The following is an 18,436-nucleotide window of genomic DNA, read 5'->3' on the forward strand; positions in this document are numbered from 1 at the left end:
ATACTACTAGTAGTATCGCATTTTAAATCATATTAATTATTTACTGATTCTTTTACTATTTTAACTAGCTCCTTAACCCTATCTCCAATTAGCCGTAAATCTTCCTCTCTAGGAGCTCCTTTAAACTCAACTGATTCTATAAAATCCCAGTTCATACAGTATCTACTCATTATTTCATCTAGTTCTTTTTGAGCACCACCTGACCATCCGTAGGAACCAAATCTAAAAGCTTTTCTCCCTTGAACTTTTTTCTTTCCTAGTTCTTCCAAAACTGCTGCCATTGGTGGAAACATTTTATATTCATAAGTTGGCATAGCAAGAATTATTCCCGTTGAATTCCAAGCTGATGCTAGTACTGTTCCCCAAGACTCCTGTGGTACTTGATGTGAATTGACTTTTATACTTTCCTTTTCTAACAATTCAGCTACATAGTTTACTGCCTTTTCTGTCATACCGTACATAGAACCCCAAATAATAGTAATTTCTTCCTTTGCAGGTCCTTTTTGATAAGAAACATATCTAATATAATCTTCAATAATCTTACTTGGATTTTTTCTCCATACTATTCCATGACCTGGTGCTATGATTTTTATAGGCAACGGTGCACATTTTTCAATGGCCTTTTTTGTTGGCATAGAAAAAGCTCCAACTATATTTGAATAATATCTAACAGCTTCTCTTTCATAAAACTCTATTTCTTCTGGTTTTAATAAATCATCATAGTTTGAATCTGTAACTTTTCCAAAAGAACCAAAAGCATCACAGGAAAATAAAGTTCCTGTTAATGTGTCAAAAGTCACTATGGTATCTGGCCAATGAACATTTGGTATTTCTGCGAATTTTAAAACATGACCTTTACCTAAATCTAAAGTATCATTATCCTTTACAATTGTAATATTTTCTTTATGATTATAGAAGGCATCTAATAACTCTGCAGATTTTTGACTGCAAACTATTTTAAAATCATTATTTATCTTTTTAAAATCTTCTATCCATCCTGAATGATCAGGTTCCATATGATTTATTATAAGATACTCTATGGATTTTGGGTCTATCTCTAGTTTACCTAGAAGTTTAAATAGAGACTCTGGTACTCCATCCCAACCACATACTCCATCTACTATTGCTGTTTTATCCCCTTTTATTATATAAGAATTTACAGAAACCCCATTAGGTATTTCCCACAAGCCTTCAAATAGTATATTTTCCACATTTACTGAAAGCTGATAAATATCTTCAGTAACCTTTGTTACATTCATTTGCATCCCCCTTACATTATTACCTTTATTGTCTTAATCTTCATACCTTGATATATATTAAACTATTTCTTATTTACCCATATATTGGATATAAAAACAAATCAGAATATTACAATATAAAACTGCTAATTATATTGTTTAGCAGTTTTATATATTTATTAGCCTCTATATACTTCTAGTTTCATTTTTTAGCCATTCTCTTTCTTCGTGGCTTAAATAGGATTCAAGTTTATTATATACATCTTTATGATATTCATTTAACCATAGTCTTTCTTTTTCAGATAATAACTCCACATCTACACCTTCTAAATCTATTGGCACAAAAGATAATGTTTCAAATTTCATAAATTGACCTGAATCTGTTTTTATATCCTCATCTACTACTACAATATTTTCTATTCTTATTCCATGACTTCCAGCTTTATATACTCCTGGTTCTATACTTACTACCATTCCTTTTTCAAGAACTACAGTATTTACAATTGGTGCAATTCTATGAGGACCTTCATGGACATTTAATAAAAACCCTATGCCATGGCCAGTACCACATTTATAATCTATACCTTCTTGCCATAATGGGTATCTTGCCAATACATCAAGGCTATGTCCTGTAGCACCATAAAGGAATCTTGCATTTCCTAAGTTTATATGGCCTTTTAAAGTTAATGTAAAATCTCTTTTTTCTTCTTCAGTTATAGGTCCCATTACTACAGTTCTAGTTATATCAGTAGTTCCATCAAAGTATTGTCCACCTGAATCCACTAGATATAATCCTTCTCTTTTTATTTCAGCATTTGAATTTTCATTGGCTGAATAGTGCATCATAGCTGCATTTGCCTTGTAAGCAGATATAGTACCAAAGCTTGGTTCAATAAATCCTTCCTGCTCTTTTCTAAATTCTAATAACTTTTCCTGTGCTGATACTTCAGTAACTTGAATATTTCCTACATTTTTATCTAACCAATATAAGAATTTAACTAAAGCTACTCCGTCTTTAATATAAGCATTTTTTTGATTTTGAATTTCAGTAGGGTTTTTTCTACCTTTTAAATTTGTTGTAATGTCTGTGCCTTCTACTATATTACATTCCGATGGTATAGCCTTATATAACCATCTGTTTATTCTATTTTTATCAATATAAATATTTGTCTTTTTATCTATTTTACTTATATAATCAATAACCTCATTATATTCAGCAATCTCTACTCCGTTTTCTTTTAGAAAAGCTTCAACTTCACTGCTTATCTTTCTTTTATCTGTAAATAAATAAGATTTATCCGTGGAAATTAGTGCATAGGATATGACTACAGGATTATTTGATACATCTCTTCCTCTAATGTTATATAGCCAAGCTATGTCATCTAAACTTCCTATAAGAAAATAATCTGCACCTTGTTTCTTCATTTCGGCTCTTACTTCTTCAATTTTTTCTTTCCCAGTTTTACCTGTATATTTTAATTCATGTATAAAAGCTTCTTCCGTAGGTAAACTTGGTCTATCAGTCCAAATTTCTCCTACTAAATCATATTCATCAATAAATTTAATATTTTTTCCTTTAAATTCTTTTTCTAAATTTTCAACTGCAAATTGTGAATATACTTTACCATCAAACCCTATGGTATCTCCATTATTTAAGTTATCCCTTAACCATTCTGTATAAGTTGGGAATCCTGGTATTGCAATTTTAAACAACTTATACTCTGAACCTTTTAATTCTTTCTCTGCCTGAACAAAGTATCTACCATCAGTCCATAGAATTGCTTCCTTTTGTGTAATCACCACAATACCAGCTGAACCTGTAAATCCTGATATCCATACTCTTCCTTTATAATAGTCTGCTACATATTCAGATTGATGTGGATCTCCTGTGTTCACAATATATGCAGAAATACCTTTATCTTTCATTAGTTCTCTTAGTTTCTTTACTCTTTCATTAATTACCATCTTTTACCCCCCTAGTCTTTTCTAATTTTATTATTAAAATGGCTACTATAACTGCAGATATACCAGCCACTAATTTACTTACTATGTAGGCATTAACATTTTCTGGAGAAACTGATGAAATATATCCTAATTGTCCCCCAAAAACATAGGAAGCCGATACAGCAAAGGCTGCATTTATTATCTTTCCTTTTTCATTCATTTTATCATAAATTCCTAACATTGGAATGCTATGAGCTAAAGAGCTGAATATTCCAAGTATAGAATATTCATCGAGTTCAAGTTTACTTCCTAGTTTAGTTAAATATCTTTGTAATGCTCTAGATATAAAATGAAACATTGGATAGGCACCTGATAATATAATTCCTATTTTTACTACTAATATTGCCCCTTCCTCTAAAGGGATTAAACCATTTATTATTTCAACTTCAAACATAAAGTTTAAAATAGACACAATTAAGCCAAAGGTACTAATGGCTATAATGACTTTACCTATTACATTAAATATTCTAACTATGGTATTGGGTATTTTAAATATCCCAATAATTATCAAAGCCGAAAATATTATAACTGGAATCAAATTAAATACAATGTAAATAAATTCTATTCCCATCATGATTCCAGCAACGACCATTCCAATGGGTATAGTCATAATACCTGCTAATACACCCTTAGCAAAGTAGTTAAAATCCTCTTTAGGTATTAGTTCCACTGAAATAGGTATGGTAAAAGATATAACAGTTCCAAGCATAGAAGAAAGCATAAGTCCATTAAATTCTCCTATTGATTTATTTAATGCTATTTCAACACTTGTGTTGTAACCTCCCAGGTCTGGAGCCAGTAAACTTCCTATAAATACAGAAGGATCTGTATTTAAAACATTTGCTATTGGATTAAGTATTGGAACAAGGGCCTTAGCAATAATTGGAGATAAACTATAAATACCTATTATAGATACTGCTAATCCACCTAAGGATTTAAAGCCTTCATCAAACTTTTCTCCTAACCCAAATCTATTATTTAATATTTTATCTATTCCAGCAATAGCGGAAAAGATAACCATTATATAAATCATCTTTCACCTCATATTTCAAATTATAATGATTTTATTATACTATATTTATATAACTAATAAAAGAAAAAAGGCAGATTATCTGCCTTTTTATCTATAATAGATATTATTTTAAATTATTTATTTCTCTTACATAATGACATGAAACAAAATGTCCTGGTAATACTTCTTCTATTACTGGATTGTCATGATGACAATTTTCTTTAGCATAGACACATCTTTGTGCAAATCTACATCCTGGTTTTGGATTAATTGGAGAAGTAAGCTCACCTTTTAATAAAACTCTTTCTCTTTTATGTTTTAAACTTGGTACTGGAATTGCTGAAAGTAAAGCTTTTGTATAAGGATGTAATGGATTTTTAAATAAATCCTTTGCATCTGATTTTTCAACTAATTGACCAAGATACATTACAAGTATATCATTTGATATATGTTTAACAACTGATAAATCATGAGTAATAAACATATAAGTTAAATTTAACTCTTTTTGTAAGTCCTGCATTAAGTTAAGAACCTGTGCTTGAATTGATACGTCAAGTGCTGATACTGGCTCATCACAAACAATAAAGCTTGGATTAAGTGCCAATGCACGAGCTATACCTATTCTTTGTCTTCTACCACCATCTAATTCGTGAGGGTAAGTATTAGCAAGTCTTTCTGCTAAACCTACAGTATCCATTAGGGATGATACTTTTTTCTCGATTTCTTTTTTATCTTTTATGGTTTTGTGAATTATTATAGGTTCTCTTATTATTTCACTAACTGTCATTCTAGGATTTAGAGAAGAAAATGGGTCCTGAAATATAATCTGCATTTCATTTCTCAATTCTCTAAACTTATCTTTATTGATTTTAGTAATATCTTCACCTTCATAAATTATTTGTCCATCAGTGGATTCTAGTAAATGAAGTATTACTCTACCTAAAGTTGACTTTCCACACCCTGATTCTCCTACAACACCTAATGTTTCACCTTTATCAATATTAAAAGTAACACCATCAACTGCATGAAGTAGTCCTTTAGGGGTATTGAAATACTTCTTTAGATCTTTGACTTGTAAAATTGGTTCCATCTATATTTCCCCCTTTGGTTTTACTTGTCCAGTATATATATGACATTTTACCTTGTGTTCTGGTGCTATTTCTGTATCTTCTGGATGATTTTCCTTACAATATTCTGTAGCGTGAGGACATCTTGGATGGAATTTACATCCTGAAGGTAGATTTGTTGGGTCTGGCATAAGACCTTTTATTGGCTTTAATCTATCTACTTCTTCATCTAAGTTTGGAATTGAACCAAATAGTCCTCTAGTATATGGGTGGCTTGGGTTTTCAAATAAGTCTTCAATTTTTGAATACTCTACTATTTCACCAGCATACATTATAGCAACTTTATCGCAAACTTCTGCCACTACACCTAAATCATGAGTGATTAAAAGCATAGCTGTGTTAAATTCATTTTTCAAGTTATTCATTAATTCAAGAACCTGAGCCTGAATAGTAACATCAAGAGCTGTTGTAGGTTCATCTGCTATTAATAGTCCAGGGTTACATGCTAAAGCTATGGCAATAACTACCCTTTGCTTCATTCCACCTGAGAATTGATGCGGATAATCAACTGCTCTAGCTCCTGGAATTCCAACTAATTCTAGCATTTTCTTTGCCTTTTCAAATGCTTCTTTATTAGATAGTTTCTCATGTATTTCAATAACCTCAGATATTTGCTCTCCTACTGTCATAACAGGGTTTAAAGCCGTCATAGGATCTTGGAATATCATGGAAACCTTATTTCCTCTTATCATTCTCATTTCATCTTCTGGTAACTCTAATATGCTTTGTCCTTCTAAGAATATTTCTCCATCAATAATCTTTCCTGGAGGATTCGGAACTAATCTTAGAATTCCCAGAGCAGTAGTAGTTTTTCCTGCACCTGTTTCACCAACAAGACCTAATGTCTCACCTTTATTTATTTCCATATTTACACCATTCACTGCCTTAACTGTACCTTCTTCTGTAACATAGTGGATGTGTAAATTTTTAATATTTAAGAATTCATTACTCATTTAAAAGTTCCTCCTCTCTTATTGTTTTAATCTAGGATCTAGAGCATCTCTTAAACCGTCACCAAGTAAATTTAGTGATAGTATTGTAAGCATAATCGCTATACCCGGGAATGTAGTTACGTGCCATGATTGTCTAATAAAATCTTTACCAGATGAAAGCATTGCTCCCCATTCTGGAGCTGGTTTTTGAATACCTAAACCGATAAAGCTAAGACCTGCTGTTGATAGTATAGCACTTGCAACTCCTAATGTACCTTGTACAATTATAGGGGCTAATGAGTTTGGTATTATATGTTTTAATATAATTCTAGTATCTTTAGCTCCAATTGCTCTAGCAGCTTCTATATATTCTTGATCCTTAATGGAAAGTACAGAAGCTCTTACAATACGTGCATAACTAGGTATGGATGATATACCTACTGCAATCATTAGATTTAGCATACTGGTACCAAGGGCAGATACTATGGCAATTGCAAGTAGTATACTTGGAATTGCTAAGAATATATCCATGGCTCTCATTATGATATTATCAAATTTACCACCATAGAATCCTGCTATAGCTCCTAAAGTACCACCAATTATTATGGCAATACCTACAGCTATGATACCTACCTGTAAAGAAACTCTAGCACCGTGAATTATTCTAGCAAATATATCTCTACCTAATTCATCAGTACCCAGAATATGGTCTTTACTTGGTCCTTGAAGCCTAATTGAAGTATTCATCTTTATAGCTACTTCATCATAATCTGCAATTACATCAGCGAATAAAGCTAATAATATAAAAATAGAAATTATAGTTAAACCTAACATGGCCATTTTATTTCTTCTAAGTCTTCTCCAAACTTCTGACCATTGTCCTTTTTTCTTTTTACTTGTATTTTTTTGTACAGCTTTGTCAGACATTATTCTACCTCCTTACCTTGAGTATTGATTATCTATATTGTGATTTTATTCTTGGATCTATAAATGCATATAGTAAGTCAACCAAAAGGTTAACAAAGCTAAATGTTACAGATATAAATACAACTGATGCTAAAACCATTGGACTATCTTTTTGTCTAATAGCATCTACCATAAGTCTTCCAACTCCTGGCCATGAAAATACTGACTCAGTAAGTACCGCACCACCAAGAAGACCTCCGAATTGTAGTCCAACAACTGTAACTACTGGTATAAGTGCATTCTTTAGGGCATGTTTATTTACTACTTTCTTTTCAGCAACTCCCTTTGATCTAGCAGTTCTTATATAATCTTGTCTTATTACTTCAAGCATTGAGGATCTAGTCATACGAGTTATAATTGCGGCTGAACCAACACCTAGTGAAAACGCTGGTAAAATTAAGTGTTTAATTGTTTCAGAACCACTTGATGGCAGAAGTCTTAAATTAACAGAAAATACTAAAATAAGCATTAGTCCCAACCAGAACACTGGCATGGAAACTCCTATTAAAGCACCGATCATAGATATACTGTCTAAGGCTGAATACTGCTTTGTTGCAGAAATAATACCTACAGGAATACCTATTGCAATTGCTATCAACATAGCCGCTGCCGTAAGCTTTAAAGTGGCAGGAAATCTAGCAAAAACCTCATCAAAAACTGGTCTATTAGTTGAATATGACCTTCCAAAGTCTCCTGTTAAGGCCTTAGTTATAAATCTAACATACTGCACAATAAATGGGTCATTTAATCCCATTTCTTCTCTTAAAGCTTCGACCTGTGCAGGTTGCGCACTTTCACCAAGTATAAGTTTCGCTGGGTCTCCTGGTGTAAAGTACATAATTGTGAAAACTAAAAATGTAACTCCTAATATTACTGGAATTAACAGCAATAATCTACGTAATATATATTTATGCACTTCTTTCCCTCCTTATCTAATAGACATTGTCAATGTTATTTATTACCATATATAGATTGGGAAGCGAGACATAAGTCCCGCTTCCCAATATCCAACTAACAATATTATTGTTCTATAGTTACATTGTATAGTGAGTGATGTCCAGCAGGATGTAATTGGAAGCCTTTTATAGCTTTGTTTTCACCAACATTTTGAGTTGAGAAATATAGGAATAATTGTGGAGCATCAGCTACTATTATTTCCTGTGCTTCCTTATAAGCAGCTAATCTCTTATCTGTGTCTACCTCAGTTTTACCAATGTCTAATAATTTATCTACTTCTGGATTTGTATAGAAGAATCTGTTACCAGCATCTCCATGTTGTGAACTGTGATATAGAGCATAAAGACCATAGTCTGCGTCTCCAGTTACTGTAGTCCAACCAAGGATGAACATATCATGTTCTCCTGCTGATGTTCTATCTAGGAAAGCACCCCATTCAACAACTTCTATATTAGCTTCAATACCTATTTCTTTAAGTTGAGCTTGTACTATTTCAGCTATTCTAACTCTTACTGGGCTGTCATTTGTCCAGATAGAAGTCTTGAATCCATTTTCAAATCCAGCTTCTTTCATTAATTCTTTAGCTTTTTCAACATCATAAGAATAACCTTGAATATCTTCATTAGAACCAAATATTAATTCCATTAAAGGTGATTTAGCAACTTCTCCTGCTTTTTCAAGAACTACGTCTATGATTTCTTGTACATCGACAGCATAGTTAATAGCTTGTCTAACTTTTACGTTATCAAATGGAGCTTTTTGAGTATTGAATCCTAAATATTGACTTGATAATGACGGTCCTTCTATTAGCTCTAGTCCTGCATTATCAATAACTAGGTTTTTATCAATAGGTTCAATATCATAAGCTATATCAACCTCTCCAGTTTCAAGTCCTACAGTTCTATTAGTTCCTTCTGGAACATTTCTAAATACAACTGTTTTTACAGCAGCTGCACCTTGGAAATAATCTTCAGATGCCTTAAGAGTTATTCTGTCTCCTGATTGCCAAGTATCAAATGCAAAAGGACCTGTTCCTACTGGGTTTTGTCCATAGTCTTCACCAGATGCTGTAACAGCTTTTTCATTTAATATAGATGAAGCTGTATGAGTAAGGTGTGATAATAACGGAGCAAATGGCTCAGAAGTTATTATTTGTACTGTATAATCATCTACAACTTTAATTTCCTTAACCGGTCCAAGAATGTGTGATACAGATGGTGAAGCTAACATTCTATCATAAGTAAACTTAACATCTGATGCTTTAAATTCTTCACCATTATGGAATTTAACACCTGAAGCAAGTTTAAATTCCCATGTTAATTCATCAATACTTTCCCAACTTTCAGCTAAAGCTGGAACTATTTCCATGTCTACAGTTGAAGCTACTAAAGTGTTATAAATTTGCTTCATAACTCTTGATGATGGTTGGTCGTTAGTAGCATGAGGGTCTAATGACTTAGCATCTGCACCTTGTGCAACAACTAAAGTATCAGCCGGGTTCTTTCTAGTAATTCCTTTACTTCCACCACATGCAGATAAAACAAGTGATAAAGTTAGGATAGTAATTACTAGTGATAGAATTTTTTTGTTCTTAAACATTGAATCACTCCTTTTGATTTTTCTCCTAGATTAGTAGCATTATAACATTAAGGAACATATACTCATTATAATCTTCCAATAATTTCATATATGTTCCTTAATAATACTTTAATCCAGACTAATTGATTTTATTCTATATTTTCCAACATAATAAATTATACTATATTCTTATAGTTTTGACAACTGAAAAAATTATTATATGAAATATTAATCTATAATAATATCTGAACTATAGATATTTTCTATCTATTATATATTTCTAAGTTTTCTTAACATGATTTTTTGTTTTACTGAAACCAATAATCTCTTTGTATATCCCACTGTATCTAGATTAACACTTATACTGTCAATTCCTTCTTCCACAAAAATGCTGGATATTGACTAGGCCCTTGACTACAAATCCAAATAGTTTTTCCATATTTATGTACAGTTTTTATAAAAATCAAAATAGCATTTTTACAGCTTAATTTCTTTCGTCAAAATATTCCATGTTATTGAGTATTCCTGAATCTCTATCTGCCCACATTACAAGTTGAGTAAGGTCATTACTTCCTATACTAAACCCATCTATCATTTAAATTCATTCCGCCTTAAGGTAATTTTGGGTATCTTCCTATATTAAATTCAAATAATTATATGATATAATTATTTGAATTTAATATTATCCAATAAAAAAAATCCCGTTTTACGGGATTTTTCATTTAGGTATTAATTAGAAGCAAAAACCTTCTCCACAGAATAATACAACTAATAACAAGAAGAAGAATAGTAACGAATCATCTGTTCTATCATTCCAACATCCTGAGTTTGTAAATAATACAACTAATAATAGGAAGAAGAATAACAATGAACTATCAATATCATCACAACCTCCAAATATACCTCTGTTTTCTCTTCTTACTCCTAAATCTTCAGTCATTATAATAACCTCCTTATATTTATTCCTCACTTTATATTATGAAATTGATATATAAGTGGTTACTATAATTTAAAAACTTTACTCTCCTGAAATAGATATGCTATTTATTTTTATAGAAGGTGAACCAAAATAGCCTAAAGATGGAAGGCCAAATTCTAAGTCATCTCCTATGGCATCAATATCGTTTAATACTTCGAAAAAATTTCCTGCTATTGTTATTTGATTAATTGGTCTTTGAATTTTACCATCTACTATTTCATATCCACTTGCTGATAAAGAAAAGTCTCCTGATATTGGATTCAATCCTGAATGTAATCCAGCTACATCTGTTATATATACTCCATTGTCTATACTACCAATTAATTCTTCAAATGTATTATTTCCTTTTTCTATATAGAAGTTTGTAGGTGATATGGATAAGGATGATTTATATGAACCTCTAGTCCCATTACCAGTGGAACTCACATTATCTTTCTTAGCAGTTTTCCAATTATACAAATAAGTAGTTAAAACTCCCTTATCTACAATCTTCTTATAAGTAGTTTTTGTTCCTTCGTCATCAAAGCAGCGGGACATAAAACCATCTTTTAAATCAGGATCATCTACTATGGTCAATAAAGGAGATGCAATTTTAGTTTCCACTTTATCCTTTAATAAAGACATTCCTTTCTGTACATGATCGCTTGAAAAAACAGAAGCAAATGAAGATAATAAATCTGCAAATATTGTATTTTTTATTACTAATGGATAATTATTTGATTTAATAGGCTTTGCACCTAAACTAGAAATCGCCTCATGGACAGCTTCCTTGGCAATAGTTTTATAATCTACTTGGCTTATATCCTTAATCAATCTAAATCCCATACCTGTCTTAATATCTTCTCCATCCTTTGCTATTACTGCAACATAAATTGCTGCACCATTTAGTGTGTCTGATAAATCAATACCCTTTGTATTTACAATATATCTAGATTTATCAAACTCCTTATATACACATTCTTGAATTGAAGTAACTCTTTTATCAAGAGACAAAGCCTCTATTTCCAATTTTTTTACTAAATCTATTTTCTCTTCTATGGAAGCAGTAGATAGTCCTTCACTATGAAATTTAATCTCTTTATAGTCATCTGAACCTACAAATATTTTTTCTTCGTCTTCACTATCGATGTATTCAGCATTTTCACAAGCCTCATTAATAAGCATATCAATGGAGGACTCATCTATCTTTTCCGTATATGAATATCCCATTTTTCCATTATTCGTTCCCCTTAGAGATAATCCTCCAGATTCGGATATACTATATTTATCTATTTCACCATTAAATACTTTAATTTCAATTTCTTTGGAGTTTTCTATATATACCTCTAAATCTTCCATTTTTTCTTTTCCCTTATGAAATATCTTATTAATTAGTTCTCTATAAGCCATATTATTCATCCCCCTTTCTTCCACCAACTGTTAGAGATTTTACCCTAAGAGGAGGCTGCCCTAGTCCTGCAGGTACCGTTCCACTATCTGCACCGCACATTCCCTGACCTAAAGATAAGTCGTTGCCTACCATATCAATCAGCTCTAAGACTTTAAGCCCATTACCTATTAGTGTAGCACCTCTTACAGGTTTTAATATCTTTCCGTTTTTAATTAAGTATCCTTCCATAACTGCAAAGTTAAAGTCACCAGTAGCAGGATTTACAGAGCCACCACCTAATTTTTTAGCATATAATCCATTTTCCGTACTGGATATTATTTCATCAAAATTAGATTCACCATTGGCTATATAGGTATTATTCATTCTAGATGTAGGAGCAAATTTATAGGATTGTCTTCTGCCTGAACCAGTAGATTCCATATTCATTCTTCTCCCATTTAATTTATCAATTAAATATGATTTTAAGACACCATTTTCTATAAGTAGATTTCTTTTCGTAGGAGTCCCCTCATCGTCTATATTTGTAGTTCCCCACTCATTAGGTATTGTTCCGTCATCTATGGCAGTTAGTAAAGGCGAAGCTACTAATTCTCCTAATTTATCTGTAAATACTGACGTACCTTTTGATATAAAAGCCGCTTCTAAAGAGTGTCCACAAGCTTCATGGAATAATACTCCACCAAATTCATTATCCATAATTACAGGCATAACTCCTGATGGACAATGCTCTGCATACGCCATGGTTTTAGCAATTCTTGAGGCTTCTTTTCCTACTTCTTCTACATTAATCTTATTAAATAATTCAAAACCCATAGATGCACCTGGTCCATAAAATCCTTGTTGCATCTCTCCATCTTTAGATGCTACTGATCCAACTGTAAATCTTGTCCTAACTCTTTTATCTTCACCCATTAATCCTTCTGTATTAGCTATAAGTACGTTTTGTTCCTCATCAAGATAGTTTACTGCAACTTGTGATATAACTGAATCATAGTTTTTAGCAGCCTCATAACCTTTTTTCATTAAATCTACTTTTTCCTTTTTCTCAATAGATGATGGCATTATTTTTATTGGATTATAATTAGTTACATTTGATTTCATAAAATTTAGCTTTAAATCAATAGATGCTCCTTGTAATGCTGATGCCGCTTCTTTTGCAACTTTTATTAAATTTTCCTCTGTTGAATCATTTGTAAAAGCATAGATACAGTTTAATTTATCAATAATTCTAATGCCTACTCCATAGTCTCTACCTGAAATATTATTTTCAATAAGTCCACCAACTAATTTGATACTAGAGCTATATTTATCTTCAACAAATATTTCCGCAAAATCTCCACCTTTACCTAAAGCTGCACAAAGTACATTTTCTATAATTTTTTTATCTAGCAAAGAAACTCCCCCTTTTTTTGAATATTTAATTAACATTATATAATATTAATTGTATATTTGGAATATTATTCTAATTAAAATAAAAAAACAGCAGATAATCTGCTGTTTTTTAGAAAAAGTCACCTAAGAAAAGTAATAATATAAGTATCCATATTATGTTATCTCCCCCAAAGAGACCTCCGAAACCACCACATTGATTGTGATCATGACCACATTCACAATCATCATTGCCTAGTAATAGAAATATTAAGATAATAATTAATAACATATTATTATTATCGCCACCAAACAGATTATTTAACATATGAAAACCTCCCTATTTTAGATTAATATATATTATTCTTATAGGTGGGTTTTGGTTACATTTGTTATACTAACCCTTTTTCTCTTCTAAGTTCAGCAATGGATTTTGTAGATATGTTTTCTTTCGGAATTTTTAATACATCTATCATAGTTTGAAGTTCATCTTCATCATTAACTTCAATTTCCATATAGGGTTCAGGATAAGTTAAATCATCCCATTTATCTAAATCAAATCTCACATTATTTAAGGAATATGAAGTTCTTTCTTTAAATCCTTCTTGATAAACATAGTATCCTAAAGACTTAAATATTTCTAAAAGAGCTTTTTTGTCGGTTATATCTGTATTGATTTCAATACTTTCCCTAATACCTTCCCTATTAATGTTTTTCTTCATAGTTAATGTTAACTTAATGTTATTAGTTAATAAAGATTTAGTCTCTCTTATTCTCAAGTAGCTGTCTAGATTATTTTGAATAAAATCTTCCTTAGAATCAATTAATGTATTTACTTGAACCTCTTTATCTATTAATGTAGCACCTAATGCCTTTAACTTTGTTTCCATCTCATTTATATCTATATTTAATATTTTTACTTCAAGTTCTTTCATATTAACCCTTTCCATTAACCTTTATATGCTTTTTCATCTACTATAATAGTTACATCAGGGTGAAGTAATAGAAATGATGCTGGTAATTTAGTAGTTATTTTATTGCTGTTTAGCAATTCTTTTATAATAGGAGCTTTCTTTTCTCCACTGGCTAAAAGCACTATTTTCTTTGCTTTTAATATAGTTCCAATTCCCATGGTTATTGCTGTCTTAGGTACTTCCTCCATTGAATCAAAAAATCTAGAATTAACTTCAATAGTGCTTTCAGTTAATTTAACAATATTTGTTCCTACAGATAAAGCTTCTTCTGGTTCATTAAAGGCTATATGTCCATTTTCTCCTATTCCTAATACCTGAATATCTACTCCACCTGCTTCAGCTATGAATTCATCATACTTCTTGCAATATTCCTCTATATTTTCTGCCTTTCCATTGGGTACATGAGTGTTTTTCTTGTCTATATTAATATGATTAAAAAGCTCAGTATCCATAAAATAGCCATAACTATTTGGATTATCTTTAGATAAACCTATATATTCATCTAAGTTGAAAGTTTTAACCTTTGAAAAGTCTAGTCCTTCTTCTTTGTGAGCCTTTATTAATTCTTTATACATTCCAATAGGCGTACTTCCAGTAGCCAAACCTAAAACTATATCTGGTTTTTTTGATATTTCTTCTTTAAATATTTCACCAGCTTTCTTGCTCACAGCTTCATAATCTTTTTCTACTAATATTTTCATCTTTTTCACTCCTCTAATATTTTTTTTGGCATGAAATCAATATAATCACATGATACACAGTGAAATTGAATTTCATCTATATTACCCTCAACAACATATTTATGTCCTTCAGAATGCAAGTGTCCATATATACATATATCCACATCATAGTCTCTCATAATATTTACAAATTCATTTGTACTAAGATTTGGATTAAAGGGCGGATAATGAAGTACAACTATGATCTTTTCCGTCTTATTTTGTAATGAATCCAATGATAATTTCAATCTATTTAGTTCTCTATTAAAAATTCGTTGATTTTTTTCATCAGACTCATTTGTGTCTATTGAAGACCAACCTCTAGTTCCTACTATTCCTACACTACCATGTATAAAACTATTATTTTGAATAAATTCAATAGTTTTAAATTGAAAATCATTAAGCTTTTTCAAACTACTCCACCAATAGTCATGATTTCCTTTTATGATTATTTTTCTCCCAGGAAGACTTTCTATTTTCATTAAATCCTCATAGGCTTCTTCCAGTTTTAATGCCCACGATATATCTCCTGCTAACAGAACCAAATCATTTTCTCCTACAACCTTTTTCCAATTGTTTATAATTTCTTCTTCATGGTTTAACCAATTGTCTCCAAATATATCCATGGGCTTTTTACCAGTATTATCAAAATGTAAATCTCCAATAGCAAATATCAAAATACCACCTCTTAATGTTGTTGATGAACATACGCTAGACCTTAGTGTTTTCAATATCCTTTAAGTTAAAGTATTACTTTAACTTAAATTAATTAAGTTAAAATCTACTCCTACTTCATCTAATATTATATTCTCACGATTCTGACATGTAAATAAAATTATTTGTCTTTCATGGCTGATTTCATATAAAAACTTCATAATATTTTTTAATCTTTTATCATCATATTGAACAAAACAATCATCTAAAATCAAAGGATAATTGTCACCAATCATAGAATTAACTATACCAAATCTAAGGGAAAAATATAATTGATCTATTGTACCACCGCTTAAACTATCTATTCCTATTATTTCCCTGGTAATAGGGTTTTCAATGCTAATATTTAGATCTTCACTTACTTTGACCTTATTATATTTTCCGCCTGTAATCCTTTCAACAATTGTACTAATTCCTTTATTTATACTAGGTGCAAATTCATAATGAATATTTGTTGATAATTCTTCTATAGTGTTAATTGCCAATTCTAAGGATTTAATTTTAAATTCCATTTTGTCCTTATATTTTTCTCTTTTTTCTAATTCTTCTTCAATTTCAACAAGCTTATCCATATTTTTTCCAAGTATTTTCAAATTCTCTTCTATTCCTTTTAGAGCTATTTTAAAATCTGAAATACTTTCGCCAGTTCTTTCAATTTCATATCTTAATTGATTTTTATCTACTTTTAATAACTCCCTATCTAATGCTAAAGTGATTCCTTTAAGTTGACTTTTGAAATCTTCTATGGAATTTTCCCCCACTAGCTTAAATAAAAGCTCTTTTTTAGTTTCTAATTCATTTATATATTTTTCATATAAAGTCTTTTTGTCTAATCCTTCTCTGAACGCTTCTACATTATCAACATTATTTTTATATAAAATTTCCTTAAGTTTATTAGTATCATTCTCTTTCTTAAGTTTTTCTCCGCTGATCTTTTTCATCAAGAAATCCTTTTTATTATTAAGTTCTTTATATAATTCTGCTATTTCCTTATTTCTATAGCTTTCCATTTGAATTTCTTGAAGTAATTTTTTAAACTCCATTTTATTTTCAATTTTATATTTTTCTAGTAATTTTCTTTGTAGAATTTTTATTTCTTCTATTCTATTTTGTTTTTCTTTTTCTCTTATATAATATTTATCTATCTGAGATTTTAATATTTCCATGGATGATTTTATTTTTTTAGATTTATTAGATAGATATACAAATAAAATAATTAAAGGAATATCAATGATACAAAGAAAATATTGCTTAAATATAATTCCGCCAAATAGAAAAACCAATAAAAGCACACCTATGCCAATTTTATTCAATTTATTTTTATATAATTTATCTTTATAATCAATATAATCTCTTTTTAAAAATTCAATTTGATTGTTCTCTTGATTATATAGAATCTTATTCTTTTCTTCTTCTATTTCTTCAAAGACATTATAATCATTATTCATTTCAATTATTTCATTATCATTATTTTCATTCTTTTCTCTATGATTATCTTTTATTTTCTTTTCTATTTCATCTATTTCTTCTCTATTATCAAAGATATTACTCTCTAAAAATTCGATAGAATTATTTAAGTTGATGATTTCATTATATTCATCTATAGAAAAGTTTACATAAGTTTTTAAAGTCTCTATTTTCTTTTCTATATTTTTTATTTCGTCTGATAATATTTCTACTTCTTCAACTATTTTTGCCTTTTCTAATACTTCTATCTTATTTAGTTTTTCCTTTAAGCTTGAAAGTTTTTCCATATCCATACCAAGCATATTTTTTACTCTAATCTCTTCTTCTATGTAGGATTCATAGTTATCTTTCTCTAGTATTATATCTTTTCTTCTTTTCTGAAGTTCTTCTATATGTTTAAGATTTAAAGCATAGGGTTTAGTATAAGCTTTATCAGTACCAATTTCTGCAATTTGTTCCTTTAATTCGTCTATTACCTTATCTACATATATATTATCATCTAAAGCTGTAGTAATATTTATCAATTTCTCTGTAACTTCTTTAGCAAGTTTTTCATCTGTTTTAACGCCTAATTGTTTAATAAATATGGTGTTAGAGAAAACTCTAGTATTAAATCCAAAAAAATGAATTCCCGGTTGTAAAACTCTGCCTTTTCCTACATCAATATTCTTTGTAATATCTTTACCAGTGACCTCATCTATAACTTTAGTTTTTTCTTGTCCTTTAGTAAAATTCCTCTCTATTCTATAGGATTTTCCATTATGTTCAAACCTTATGATTCCTGCATATTTATTACCATTCCAAGGATTATATTTCTCATGTTCTTCTAAATACAATGTGGATTTAACATTAGGTCTTAGAAATCCATAGAACATCCCATCAATAAAACTATGTAAAGTTGATTTTCCAACTTCATTTTCTCCATATATAATATTTATACCTTTATTAAAAGTAAAGCTTTCATTTTGAAATTTCCCAAATCCTAGTAAATTCAGTTCTTTAAGAAGCATT

Annotated in this window: 16 protein-coding genes and 1 pseudogene; all 17 read right to left on the reverse strand. The window is 30.3% G+C overall.

Translation table 11 applies throughout. From position 1 onward, the window contains the following. Window positions 1-32: 32 nt before the first annotated feature. Window positions 33-1,259: an FprA family A-type flavoprotein gene (locus FYJ83_RS04810; protein WP_154439202.1), complete on the reverse strand. Its 1,227-nt coding sequence runs from the start codon at window positions 1,257-1,259 to the stop codon at window positions 33-35. Between the two features lie 165 nt (window positions 1,260-1,424). Continuing rightward, entirely contained in the window at window positions 1,425-3,203 is a 1,779-nt protein-coding gene (locus FYJ83_RS04815) for an aminopeptidase P family protein (protein ID WP_154439203.1), read from the reverse strand. After that, the gene (eutH, locus tag FYJ83_RS04820; RefSeq protein ID WP_154439204.1) at window positions 3,193-4,275 is read right to left on the reverse strand and encodes an ethanolamine utilization protein EutH; all 1,083 of its coding nucleotides are present in this window, start codon (window positions 4,273-4,275) and stop codon (window positions 3,193-3,195) included. Before eutH ends, FYJ83_RS04815 begins: the two co-directional genes overlap by 11 nt. Before the next feature lie 103 nt (window positions 4,276-4,378). Beyond that, window positions 4,379-5,344, reverse strand: coding sequence for an ABC transporter ATP-binding protein (locus FYJ83_RS04825; RefSeq protein ID WP_154439205.1), 966 nt, complete (start codon window positions 5,342-5,344; stop codon window positions 4,379-4,381). Further along, window positions 5,345-6,334 (reverse strand): ABC transporter ATP-binding protein, encoded by a 990-nt coding sequence (locus FYJ83_RS04830; protein WP_154439206.1) that lies wholly within the window; start codon window positions 6,332-6,334, stop codon window positions 5,345-5,347. A gap of 18 nt (window positions 6,335-6,352) precedes the next feature. Continuing rightward, on the reverse strand, window positions 6,353-7,240 hold the full coding sequence (locus FYJ83_RS04835) for an ABC transporter permease (protein ID WP_154439207.1): 888 nt from the start codon (window positions 7,238-7,240) through the stop codon (window positions 6,353-6,355). Between the two features lie 28 nt (window positions 7,241-7,268). Beyond that, a complete protein-coding gene (gene nikB / locus FYJ83_RS04840; RefSeq protein WP_216585058.1) occupies window positions 7,269-8,195 on the reverse strand; it encodes a nickel ABC transporter permease in 927 nt (308 codons plus the stop codon). 104 nt (window positions 8,196-8,299) lie between these two features. Next, a complete protein-coding gene (locus tag FYJ83_RS04845; protein WP_154439208.1) occupies window positions 8,300-9,835 on the reverse strand; it encodes a glutathione ABC transporter substrate-binding protein in 1,536 nt (511 codons plus the stop codon). Between the two features lie 249 nt (window positions 9,836-10,084). Next, window positions 10,085-10,409, reverse strand: a pseudogene (locus FYJ83_RS20535) (putative PEP-binding protein); the annotation flags it as partial. 138 nt (window positions 10,410-10,547) lie between these two features. Next, window positions 10,548-10,754, reverse strand: coding sequence for a hypothetical protein (locus FYJ83_RS04855; RefSeq protein WP_154439209.1), 207 nt, complete (start codon window positions 10,752-10,754; stop codon window positions 10,548-10,550). Between the two features lie 78 nt (window positions 10,755-10,832). Continuing rightward, window positions 10,833-12,182 carry a TldD/PmbA family protein gene (locus FYJ83_RS04860; protein WP_154439210.1) on the reverse strand — a complete coding sequence of 450 codons (1,350 nt, stop codon included), beginning with the start codon at window positions 12,180-12,182 and terminating at the stop codon, window positions 10,833-10,835. Window position 12,183: 1 nt separating this feature from the next. Beyond that, complete coding sequence (locus tag FYJ83_RS04865; protein WP_154439211.1) at window positions 12,184-13,575, reverse strand: TldD/PmbA family protein; 1,392 nt, start codon at window positions 13,573-13,575, stop codon at window positions 12,184-12,186. Window positions 13,576-13,684: 109 nt separating this feature from the next. Further along, window positions 13,685-13,879, reverse strand: a complete 195-nt coding sequence (locus tag FYJ83_RS04870) for a hypothetical protein (RefSeq protein ID WP_154439212.1) — start codon at window positions 13,877-13,879, stop codon at window positions 13,685-13,687. 64 nt (window positions 13,880-13,943) lie between these two features. Then, window positions 13,944-14,486: a class IV adenylate cyclase gene (locus FYJ83_RS04875; RefSeq protein ID WP_229768491.1), complete on the reverse strand. Its 543-nt coding sequence runs from the start codon at window positions 14,484-14,486 to the stop codon at window positions 13,944-13,946. A 14-nt stretch (window positions 14,487-14,500) separates the two neighbouring features. Further along, a complete protein-coding gene (gene nagB / locus FYJ83_RS04880; protein ID WP_154439214.1) occupies window positions 14,501-15,226 on the reverse strand; it encodes a glucosamine-6-phosphate deaminase in 726 nt (241 codons plus the stop codon). A gap of 5 nt (window positions 15,227-15,231) precedes the next feature. After that, complete coding sequence (locus tag FYJ83_RS04885) at window positions 15,232-15,921, reverse strand: metallophosphoesterase (RefSeq protein ID WP_154439215.1); 690 nt, start codon at window positions 15,919-15,921, stop codon at window positions 15,232-15,234. Window positions 15,922-15,999: 78 nt separating this feature from the next. Further along, window positions 16,000-18,435 (reverse strand): ATP-binding protein, encoded by a 2,436-nt coding sequence (locus FYJ83_RS04890; RefSeq protein ID WP_154439216.1) that lies wholly within the window; start codon window positions 18,433-18,435, stop codon window positions 16,000-16,002. Window position 18,436 lies beyond the last annotated feature (1 nt).

This window comes from Tissierella pigra (assembly GCF_009695605.1).
GTDB lineage: Bacteria > Bacillota > Clostridia > Tissierellales > Tissierellaceae > Tissierella > Tissierella pigra.

What these genes read in the sequence shown, in the direction of transcription:
- nagB (WP_154439214.1), bottom strand. Translation starts at nt 15,226, where the DNA reads ATGAAAATATTAGTAGAAAAAGATTATGAAGCTGTGAGCAAGAAAGCT.
- FYJ83_RS04845 (WP_154439208.1), bottom strand. Translation starts at nt 9,835, where the DNA reads ATGTTTAAGAACAAAAAAATTCTATCACTAGTAATTACTATCCTAACT.
- FYJ83_RS04810 (WP_154439202.1), bottom strand. Translation starts at nt 1,259, where the DNA reads ATGAATGTAACAAAGGTTACTGAAGATATTTATCAGCTTTCAGTAAAT.
- FYJ83_RS04890 (WP_154439216.1), bottom strand. Translation starts at nt 18,435, where the DNA reads ATGCTTCTTAAAGAACTGAATTTACTAGGATTTGGGAAATTTCAAAAT.
- FYJ83_RS04825 (WP_154439205.1), bottom strand. Translation starts at nt 5,344, where the DNA reads ATGGAACCAATTTTACAAGTCAAAGATCTAAAGAAGTATTTCAATACC.
- FYJ83_RS04860 (WP_154439210.1), bottom strand. Translation starts at nt 12,182, where the DNA reads ATGGCTTATAGAGAACTAATTAATAAGATATTTCATAAGGGAAAAGAA.
- FYJ83_RS04855 (WP_154439209.1), bottom strand. Translation starts at nt 10,754, where the DNA reads ATGACTGAAGATTTAGGAGTAAGAAGAGAAAACAGAGGTATATTTGGA.
- FYJ83_RS04815 (WP_154439203.1), bottom strand. Translation starts at nt 3,203, where the DNA reads ATGGTAATTAATGAAAGAGTAAAGAAACTAAGAGAACTAATGAAAGAT.
- FYJ83_RS04835 (WP_154439207.1), bottom strand. Translation starts at nt 7,240, where the DNA reads ATGTCTGACAAAGCTGTACAAAAAAATACAAGTAAAAAGAAAAAAGGA.
- FYJ83_RS04830 (WP_154439206.1), bottom strand. Translation starts at nt 6,334, where the DNA reads ATGAGTAATGAATTCTTAAATATTAAAAATTTACACATCCACTATGTT.
- FYJ83_RS04875 (WP_229768491.1), bottom strand. Translation starts at nt 14,486, where the DNA reads ATGAAAGAACTTGAAGTAAAAATATTAAATATAGATATAAATGAGATG.
- eutH (WP_154439204.1), bottom strand. Translation starts at nt 4,275, where the DNA reads ATGATTTATATAATGGTTATCTTTTCCGCTATTGCTGGAATAGATAAA.
- FYJ83_RS04870 (WP_154439212.1), bottom strand. Translation starts at nt 13,879, where the DNA reads ATGTTAAATAATCTGTTTGGTGGCGATAATAATAATATGTTATTAATT.